Annotated in this window: 5 protein-coding genes and 1 pseudogene; 3 read left to right on the forward strand and 3 right to left on the reverse strand. The window is 48.9% G+C overall.

The genetic code is table 11. The features are described from left to right. The first annotated feature begins 15 nt into the window (after positions 1-15). From HMPREF9140_RS09475 to lpxA, 3 genes are all read left to right on the forward strand, one after another. A complete protein-coding gene (locus tag HMPREF9140_RS09475; RefSeq protein ID WP_006953607.1) occupies positions 16-3,273 on the forward strand; it encodes an efflux RND transporter permease subunit in 3,258 nt (1,085 codons plus the stop codon). Positions 3,274-3,297: 24 nt separating this feature from the next. After that, positions 3,298-4,677 (forward strand): efflux transporter outer membrane subunit, encoded by a 1,380-nt coding sequence (locus HMPREF9140_RS09480; RefSeq protein WP_006953608.1) that lies wholly within the window; start codon positions 3,298-3,300, stop codon positions 4,675-4,677. Between the two features lie 96 nt (positions 4,678-4,773). Then, positions 4,774-5,553 (forward strand): acyl-ACP--UDP-N-acetylglucosamine O-acyltransferase, encoded by a 780-nt coding sequence (lpxA, locus tag HMPREF9140_RS09485; RefSeq protein ID WP_006953610.1) that lies wholly within the window; start codon positions 4,774-4,776, stop codon positions 5,551-5,553. Between the two features lie 578 nt (positions 5,554-6,131). On the opposite strand, the gene HMPREF9140_RS09490 is transcribed toward lpxA, so the two are convergent. The 3 genes and pseudogenes from HMPREF9140_RS09490 to HMPREF9140_RS09500 all read right to left on the reverse strand — a co-directional run. After that, complete coding sequence (locus HMPREF9140_RS09490) at positions 6,132-7,079, reverse strand: DUF6261 family protein (protein WP_006953611.1); 948 nt, start codon at positions 7,077-7,079, stop codon at positions 6,132-6,134. A gap of 95 nt (positions 7,080-7,174) precedes the next feature. Further along, positions 7,175-7,678 (reverse strand): hypothetical protein, encoded by a 504-nt coding sequence (locus tag HMPREF9140_RS10390; RefSeq protein WP_081474527.1) that lies wholly within the window; start codon positions 7,676-7,678, stop codon positions 7,175-7,177. A gap of 125 nt (positions 7,679-7,803) precedes the next feature. Beyond that, a pseudogene (locus tag HMPREF9140_RS09500) lies at positions 7,804-9,191 on the reverse strand (fimbrillin family protein); the annotation flags it as partial.

Below are 9,191 nucleotides of genomic sequence, written 5' to 3' on the forward strand. Positions count from 1 at the left end.
TAAAGCAAAGGAATTATGACATTCACGAATTTCATCAAACGCCCGGTTCTCTCAACGGTCGTGTCAATCTTCTTCGTACTTCTCGGTACGATTGGATTGATTTCTCTTCCGATTGAGCAGTATCCGGATATAGCCCCGCCAACAATCTCCGTAATGACTTTCTATCAGGGAGCCGACGCACAAACAGTGCTCAACTCGGTTGTTACCCCGCTGGAAGAAAGCATCAACGGAGTTGAAAACATGACCTATATACAGTCGAGTGCAACCAACGCCGGTATGGCCATGATAACCGTCTACTTCAAACAAGGAGCCGATGCAGACATGGCTGCCGTGAACGTGCAGAACCGCGTGTCGCAAGCGCTGGCGTTGCTGCCCGCCGAAGTTACGCGAGTAGGCGTGACGGTCACGAAAAGACAATCGTCCAACGTACTCATGTATTCGCTAACCACCGACGATGGCCGATATGACGACGAGTTCCTGACGAACTATAACAATATCAACGTCGTTCCGATGCTTAAGCGTATCAACGGTGTTGGCGATGTGAATACGCCGGGAATGAAAAGCTATTCGATGCGAATATGGCTCAAACCGGAAAAGATGAAGGAATACGGCCTCGTGCCATCTGACATTGCCGGCGTTCTTGCCGAGCAGAACATCGAGGCTGCCCCGGGTTCGTTCGGCGAACAGAGCAACATGAAGTACGAATATGTGATGCGCTATAAAGGTCGACTGAAAACAGCCGAGGAATACGGAAACATCATAATATCGAGTAATATCGGTGGTCAAACGCTTCATCTGCGCGATGTGGCCGACATCAAGTTGGGCGGTCTGCAATATTCGGTGTCGATGAAGAACAACAACCAACCGTCGGTTCTTGGAATGGTGCAGCAGATTGCTGGTTCCAATGCCACCGAAATAGCAACCAACGTGAAGGCAGCCCTTGCGGATATACAGAAAACTATGCCGCCGGGGATGAAGGTAACCGTCGAACAAGACGTAACAGAGTTCCTCTTTGCCTCAATAGAAGAAGTTCTCTCCACGCTCCTCATCACGCTGGTGCTTGTATTCTTCGTGGTTTACATCTTCCTGCAAGACATTCGCTCCACACTTATTCCGATGATTGCCGTACCGGTTGCACTCGTGGGAACATTCTTTTTCCTGTGGGTGTTCGGCTTCTCGATAAACTTGCTTACGCTCTCGGCGTTATTGCTGGCTATCGCAATTGTGGTCGACGATGCCATCGTAGTTGTTGAAGCAGTCCACGCTAAGCTTGACCTGGGATATAAGGATGCCCTGACAGCCTCTATCGACGCTATGAACGAGATTTCGGGCGCCATCATATCTATCACGCTGGTCATGGCGGCGGTATTCGTACCGGTGTCGTTCATCGGTGGAACTTCCGGAACGTTCTATCGTGAGTTCGGTGTGACGATGGCCGTGTCGATTGTCATATCGGCCGTGAACGCTCTGACTCTCTCACCGGCTCTCTGTGCCATATTCCTGAAACCGCACGGCGAAGAAGAAAAGAAACTCTCGCGCATAGACCGCTTCCATCAAGCATTCAATGTGCAGTATGAAAAGATTAATAAGAAGTATCAGCGCGGAGTTGAGAAAATCATAAACCACGGTAAGATTGCCGGAACTGCAGTTGTTGTGGGTATTGTTGCGCTCATTGTTTCGATGTCGTTCACCAAAACAGGACTTGTTCCAGATGAAGACACGGGTACACTGTTCGCATTTGTCTCCACTCCTCCGGGAACTTCGCAGACTGAGACACAGAAAATCACGAACCAGATTGACCGTATGCTTGCAAGCAACCCTTATATCGAGCGACGCGAGCAAATTCTGGGCTATAACTTCATGGCCGGCCAGGGTTCCGACCAGGCTACGTTCATCGTTAAACTCAAACCATTTGCCGAACGTGAATACAGTTTCTTCCAAAAAATCAAATCAGTGTTCACCGGTGCCGGTATCGCAGGATTGTTTATCGACCCGACATCGTCTAACATGATACTGGGAATGATTTACAAACAAACATCGTCCATAAAAGGTGCGCAGGTAATTGCTTTCGGTCCGCCGATGGTGCCGGGATTCTCGGCCGTAAGCGGTTTGAGTTTCTCGTTGGAAGACAAGACAGGTGGCGACCTCAACAAGTTCTTCCAGATTACGCAAGACTATCTGAAGGCGCTCAACGAACGACCCGAAATCAGCCGAGCCATGACTACCTATAATCCCAGCTATCCGCAATACATGGTAGATGTCGATGTAGCTAAAACCAAGCAGGCAGGAACGTCGCCCGCTGCAGTCTTGGCCGTTCTTCAAGGCTATTACGGCGGAATGTATGCCTCGAACTTCAACGCCTACGGTAAACTCTACCGAGTAATGATTCAAGGAACCGTTGACAGTCGGATGAACGAGAATAGTCTTAACGACATATACGTACGCACGCCATCAGGAATGTCGCCCGTGAGCGAATTCTGCACATTGCGCCGCGTCTACGGCCCGTCGAACATCGCACGCTTCAACCTCTTCACCTCCATTGCAGTCAATGCCTCAGCAGCCGACGGCTATTCCTCGGGCGACGCTATCAAGGCTGTCGAGGAAGTAGCTAGTCAGAAACTCCCGCAAGGCTACGGCTACGAATTCTCCGGACTAACCCGGTCGGAGCAAGAGTCGTCTAACTCAACCGCAATAATTTTCGTTCTGTGTATAGTGTTCGTCTACCTCATTTTGAGTGCACAGTATGAAAGCTATATTCTCCCACTTGCGGTGATTCTCTCTATTCCGTTCGGACTGGCTGGCGCTTTCATCTTCACAATGATATTCGGCCACAACAACGACATCTACATGCAGATTTCTCTGATTATGCTCATCGGATTGCTTGCCAAGAACGCTATTCTTATAGTTCAGTTCGCGCTCGAAAGGAGACAAACAGGTATGGCGATAAAATACTCGGCCATACTCGGTGCCGACGCCCGTTTACGACCAATTCTAATGACGTCGCTGGCAATGATTGTCGGGCTCCTCCCGCTTATGTTTGCCAGTGGAGTAGGCCGAAATGGAAACCAAACATTGGGAGCTGCTGCAGTGGGCGGAATGCTTATCGGCACATTGTGCCAGGTATTCATTGTACCGGCCCTGTTCATGTTCTTCCAGTATTTGCAAGAGCGCATAAAGCCTCTAGTGTTTGAAGACGAAAGCAATCCAGAGGTAGAAAAAGAACTCCGGCAATATACCCGTTGCTTCATTGAAGACAAAACCTCGGAGAAATAAAGCATTAACGAAAACAGACAAACAATGAAAAAGATAAATATAGCCATCGTAGCTCTTGCCGCCCTGTCGCTCACGGGGTGCAAGAGTCTGTATGGAAACTACGAACGGCCGGAAGTAAAAACATCCGGCATCGTTCGCAGTCCGATAGACGACAACGCAACCCTAGAAGGTTCCAACGACTTCGGTAATCTTCCGTGGCGAAGCGTTTTCACCGATCCACATCTGCAAACACTCATCGAAAAGGCATTGAACAACAATCCCGACCTGCTCAACGCCGCCCTCAATATCGACATAGCCGAACAACAGCTAAGCGCATCGAAACTTTCATTCCTTCCATCGCTGGCTCTCTCGCCAACCGGAACAGTTTCGCATTTCGGTTCGCACGTCGAAGCAACCAAATCCTATACCCTACCGCTCGTTGCAAGCTGGGAACTCGACCTCTTCGGCAAGTTACGCTCGTCAAAGAAGATGGCACAGGTGGCCCTCATCCAGGCACAAGATACCAAGGTAGCCGTACAAACAAGGCTCATCTGCAACGTGGCGAATCTGTATTACACCCTGCTGCAGCTCGACCGTCAGAACGAAATCGTGACCGGTATGAGTAATCTCACTCAAAATACCTGGGACATGATGAAAATGCAGATGGAACTAGGCCGAGCACGCTCTACCAGCGTACAAAGTGTTGAAGCAGCCTTCTACGGAGTACAGACACAAGCGGCCGACATTCGCCGACAAACCCGCGAAATCGAGAATTCCCTTAGTTTGCTTCTGGGTGAACCCGCACACGCAATTGCACGAGGAACACTCGACAATCAAAGTCTGCCCACGCATCTGGCTAAAGGCATAGGAGTAGAAATGCTAAGCAACCGTGCCGACGTGCACGCAAACGAAATGGCACTAGCACAATGTTTTTATAACATTCAGCAAGCCCGAAGCCAATTCTATCCCGCACTTAACATCAACGCAACAGGCGGATGGAGCAACGCAAACGGCCTGGTCAATCCCAGCAAACTACTCCTCAGCGCAGTTGGAAGCCTCACACAACCCATCTTCGCAAGAGGAAAGCTTAAAGCCAATCTCCGGGTAGCGCACGATAGATACAAACAGGCATTCAATACCTGGCAAAACAGTGTGCTCAAAGCCGGAGCCGAGGTGAGTAACGCTCTCGTAGCCTATAATTCGGCCGAAGAAAAAGGTAAACTACTAGAACAAAGAGTCTCCGTTCTGCAAAAAAATGTAGAATACACCGAGTTGCTCTACAAACAAAGCTCCAGCACCTACCTTGAAGTAATCACCGCACAGCAAAACCTCCTGAACGCCCAAGTGTCGCAAGTGCAGGAACAGTTCACAAAGCTACAGGCCATCGTGAACCTATACTATGCGCTAGGCGGAGGTCGACAATAGAAACAAATCCCAGAAACAAAACAACAAACCAACACAACAACCCCCAGCAGTAAGTTGGGCACTCTTCCCGAAAGGAAGAGCGGGGGAAGAAGAAATATGAGTAGCGAAATCAGTCAAAGGGCCGAAATATCACCCAAAGCCAAAATTGGCAACGGCTGCAAGATATACCCATTCGTGTACATCGAAGACGACGTCGAGATAGGCGACGACTGTATAATCTATCCTTTCGTAAGCATCCTCAACGGAACCCGGATGGGCCAAAGAAACACAATCCACCAATGTTCCGTTCTCGCAGCACTACCACAGGATTTTAATTTCGTTGGCGAAGAAAGCCAGCTCGTCATAGGCGACGATAACATCATACGCGAAAACGTGGTTATCAACCGGGCAACCCACCAAGGCGCACAAACCGTTATCGGTTCCGGCAACTTCCTCATGGAAGGCGCACATATTAGTCACGATACTAAAGTGGGCAATAACTGCGTGTTCGGCTACGGAACCAAGATTGCCGGCGACTGCATTATAGGCGACAATACGATATTCTCCTCGAGCGTTATCCAAAACGCCGGAACAAGAGTAGGAACCATGGCAATGATAAAAGCCGGAACCACATTCTCCGAAGACGTGCCACCCTATATCATTGCCGGCGGTAAACATGTTGCCTTTTCCGGGGTTAACTCAACGATATGCCGGTCGTGCGGAATAAACGAAAAGGTACTTAAACACATTTCCAACGCTTATCGATTGCTCTTCCACAGTCAAACTTCCGTATTCGACGCCTGCATACAAATAGACCGACAGGTGCCCGACTCTCCAGAGATTCGCAACATCGTGAGCTTCCTCCGGAATACTACGGGAGGAATTATCGGCAAATAATTCTCCAACCTCTCTATTCTCACAGAAAGGGATGCAATCTTTATTTGATTGCATCCCTTTTTAATGTGAGTTCGATATCAAGGATGATTTGCTGTCAGCCACCGTCCGACAAGGACGGCATAAATACCAAACCACAGAGTTAGGCCCGAAAATATTGTTATGCGGTCGGCAGACCGAATTGGTATGGGTATCGGACAGACACGGGGTCTGTCCCTACATACGTAGACACCCCATCAACCCAATCGATGCCAATTCGGCCAGTAGGCCGCATGTAGGGACAGACCCCGTGTCTGTCCGCCTCCCGTCCGACAAGGACGACATAATAACCCGCCCCCATCCGTCAAGGGAGAGGATAATTCCTCTTAAACCGAGCATATGTATAAAAACGGTCGACCTGCACGCGTCGTCATGACGGATGCAGGTCTGAATGATTATATAAACGATATTTTCTTTGTTTCCTCCTATGGGCATCGGACAGACACGGGGTCTGTCCCTACATGCGGGCGTCCCGCCCGAGTGGGAGTGTCTATCCGACGCTTGCCCGACAAGGACAAGATAATCTCTCTTAAACCAAACCCTTATACCTGGTCTTCGCCCGGGTCTTCCTCTCGTCCGGGTTTCGGGGTGTCGCCACCGGGCTTCTTGGGGTCTTCGGGCTTCTTGCCCTCGCCAGGCTTTTTGCCGTCGTCAGGTTTCTTACCATCATCCGGTTTTTTACCATCATCGCCGGGCTTTTTAGGGTCGGAGGGTTTCTTGGGATTATCATCACCCTCTTTCCTCTTTTTAGCCGCTGCTTTCTGCGCCTGACTTTGGGCGTGAGTATCGCGAAAATCGGAGGAGATATGATTAATGCCCGTCACCAGAGTGGTAATCATCTTCCGGTCGGCATCCACAGTCGAAAGAAGATAGCTAGCCTGAATGCACTGGCAAATGGCCTCAAAAATGCGCTCCGAGGTTTGACGGGCAACGCGAGTGTCGGGAAGATTCAGAGCGTCGCCATCGTTGCGACGGGTCACGATGAGGCGCTCATATTCCTCGTTCACCGTGTGAAGATGCTGCATAACATCTGTCAGCCCGAGCACGGCGATTTCGGGAACAAGCCGCGTGACGTCCTTTTCCATACCTCGGATTAGTTCCGTTTCGTCCTCATTAATCTCCTTTTGGATTCCGAAATAGGGTTTCAACTCCACCGACAACTTCTCGGCGGCCTTCCTCACCGGCTCGACGTGCGAATAACGCTGGGCGCGGATGATTCCGAAGAGATTATTCAGCGCCTCATCGCGCTCACGGTCTTTGACAAGCATCTCCTTGGTTATGACCGAAGCCTGCGCTTGCCGAGTAATCTCAACCTCGACTTCGATGGCATCCTTCCACTCCTTGAGCATGTCGGGCGACACGTTGATTTTCGGCAAATCGGCCTTCGAGATGAGGTCGTATTGCGTCTGATGGAACTTCGCGTGCGCCGTGTTACTGAAACGCGCGCCGCGGTTGCTTTCCAGCTTGATTGGACTTGTTGTTGTTGCCATAATTTTGATTTTTAAGATGATTAGAATAATAAACAGATATTTCGCGATGTAATCTACAGCGTAGAAATGACCAGCACCGTTGGTCGTGGTGAAATCTACGGCGTAGAAACGACCAACACCATTGTCGCGATGGAATCTACAGCGTAGAAACAACCAATACCATCGGTCATGCTGGAATCTACGGCGTAGAAATGGCCAACACCATCGGTCATGGTGAAATCTACAGCGTAGAAATGGCCAACACCGTCGGTCATGCCGGAATCTACAGCGTAGAAATGACCAATACCATCGGTCATGCTGGAATCTACAGCGTAGGAACAACCAATACCGTCGGTCATGCTGGAATCTACAGCGTAGAAACAACCAACACCGTCGGTCATGCTGAAATCTACGGCGTAGGAAAGGGTATTATTGATGTAGGGATGGTTTTGCATATCAACAAAACCGATATTACCGTCGTCACGACCGTTTTGCACGTTGTGAAAAGGTTTTTTATCGTTGTCGCGCCCTACCCCATGCCAACTCGGGCGTTCCGACCGTATGTAGGGACAGACCCCGTGTCTGTCCGCATCAATGCCAATTCGGTCTACCGACCGCATGATATATTCATCCCGACCTGCCGAATAGGGCGGACAGACACGGGGTCTGTCCCTACATTCGGGCCCTTCTGGCCCGAATTGGCATTCATCAATGTGTGCATATATCAGTCTTGGACAGAAGATTTTTAATTGTCGGCCACAGGGCGCACACCAGCTGCCCAACAGCATGAGAATATTCCGACTGTTGTTACACCTCCAGGACTGAATCCTACATTATTTGCAATACCATTAACTTTATTAGATAGCCAATAGTCACCACTAAGTCCCATTAGGGTTAATGGACTCCCTGGAGCATTTACTCTATAGCCACCTCCAGGACAATAAATTATTGCGTCAGGATCTGTGACCTTATTATTAAAATTCCAACCAAAATTCCATGAACCTGTTGCATTTATAGGGCCACCTGTGCCACCATTCTTTGTGAAGAAAGTGAAAGTGATAGGATGCGGTACTTGGAAACCAGCAGGACAAGGATCATATACGCTCTTCACCATATTATTTAGATTATTAGTTATGTTCCACAAATTACTATAATAAGGATTATTCCAATCAGTATAAAAAGGCCCCGAGCCTATAGCATTGAACATGTTTTCCGGATGTTGGATGGCGTAACTTACAGAACGCCCGCCAACCTGACTGTCGAATGAATAAGAACCTTGTATAATATTATCTGTACCAGGCAAAGCATCTTTACGACCCCATTGATACAGGGTATGATGGCCCACTATTGGCGTTACCCCATTTGTTTGTATTATGGTGAAGATAGCTTCTTGTTTTGTGCTATTGTTCGCTATTGTTTGCATCACTTTCACTTTAACCTCCCGAGGTTTAAAGAATGAGGAGCCTTTCCAGGTTGTGTATTTCCAACCTAAAGTCTCTTTGGAGATCTTGTATTGAATGTTTTGAAAATTAGTACAAGTGATGGTATTTAGCACATCAGGGGCTGTGAACCACAGGTGCCATGACCATACTACAACTCCATTCTTCGTGGCGGCTAGAACAACATTACCTGTTTTTATATCGTCTTTGGTTACCTCGAATTGAATATAGGCGTCGTTGCCGTCGTGTTCTATGGTGTAATCTGTGACGAGATCGGCTTCGTCGGCCCATACGATTTTAGCTCCATCTACTCCGCTGTTTGCCCCGCTGTTGGTCTTTTCAATCCATGGGTCATTAATATCGTTGCCTAGATGGTCTTTGAAGTTCTGCAAGATATATGTGCCGGTGTTGGAGGTCTTATAAGAACTCTCGTTCTTGTTTCCGTTCTTTATGGCATTACCGTAAACGAGAGGAATCTTGTAGAATCCGGGGGCAGAGATTACGTAACAGTTGGCGGTGCTGCGGGGAATAACTGTACCGTCGAGCTTGTGGGTCGACAGGTCGTAATAATTACTTGAGGTGCCGCGTGGAGTGGCTTCTTTCATGTCTTTATTACGCTTGGCCAGAAGGTCGGTTACGTCTTTAGTCACCGTTGCAGTACCTGTTTCGGCAACCGTGCCGCCATCGCCATTTT

Origin of the sequence: Prevotella micans F0438, from assembly GCF_000243035.1 — a bacterium.
Lineage (GTDB): Bacteria > Bacteroidota > Bacteroidia > Bacteroidales > Bacteroidaceae > Prevotella > Prevotella micans.

Bases quoted from the DNA above. Each gene is read 5' to 3' on its own strand.
- HMPREF9140_RS09475 (WP_006953607.1), top strand. From the start codon at position 16: ATGACATTCACGAATTTCATCAAACGCCCGGTTCTCTCAACGGTCGTG.
- HMPREF9140_RS09480 (WP_006953608.1), top strand. From the start codon at position 3,298: ATGAAAAAGATAAATATAGCCATCGTAGCTCTTGCCGCCCTGTCGCTC.
- lpxA (WP_006953610.1), top strand. From the start codon at position 4,774: ATGAGTAGCGAAATCAGTCAAAGGGCCGAAATATCACCCAAAGCCAAA.
- HMPREF9140_RS09490 (WP_006953611.1), bottom strand. From the start codon at position 7,079: ATGGCAACAACAACAAGTCCAATCAAGCTGGAAAGCAACCGCGGCGCG.
- HMPREF9140_RS10390 (WP_081474527.1), bottom strand. From the start codon at position 7,678: ATGCGGTCGGTAGACCGAATTGGCATTGATGCGGACAGACACGGGGTC.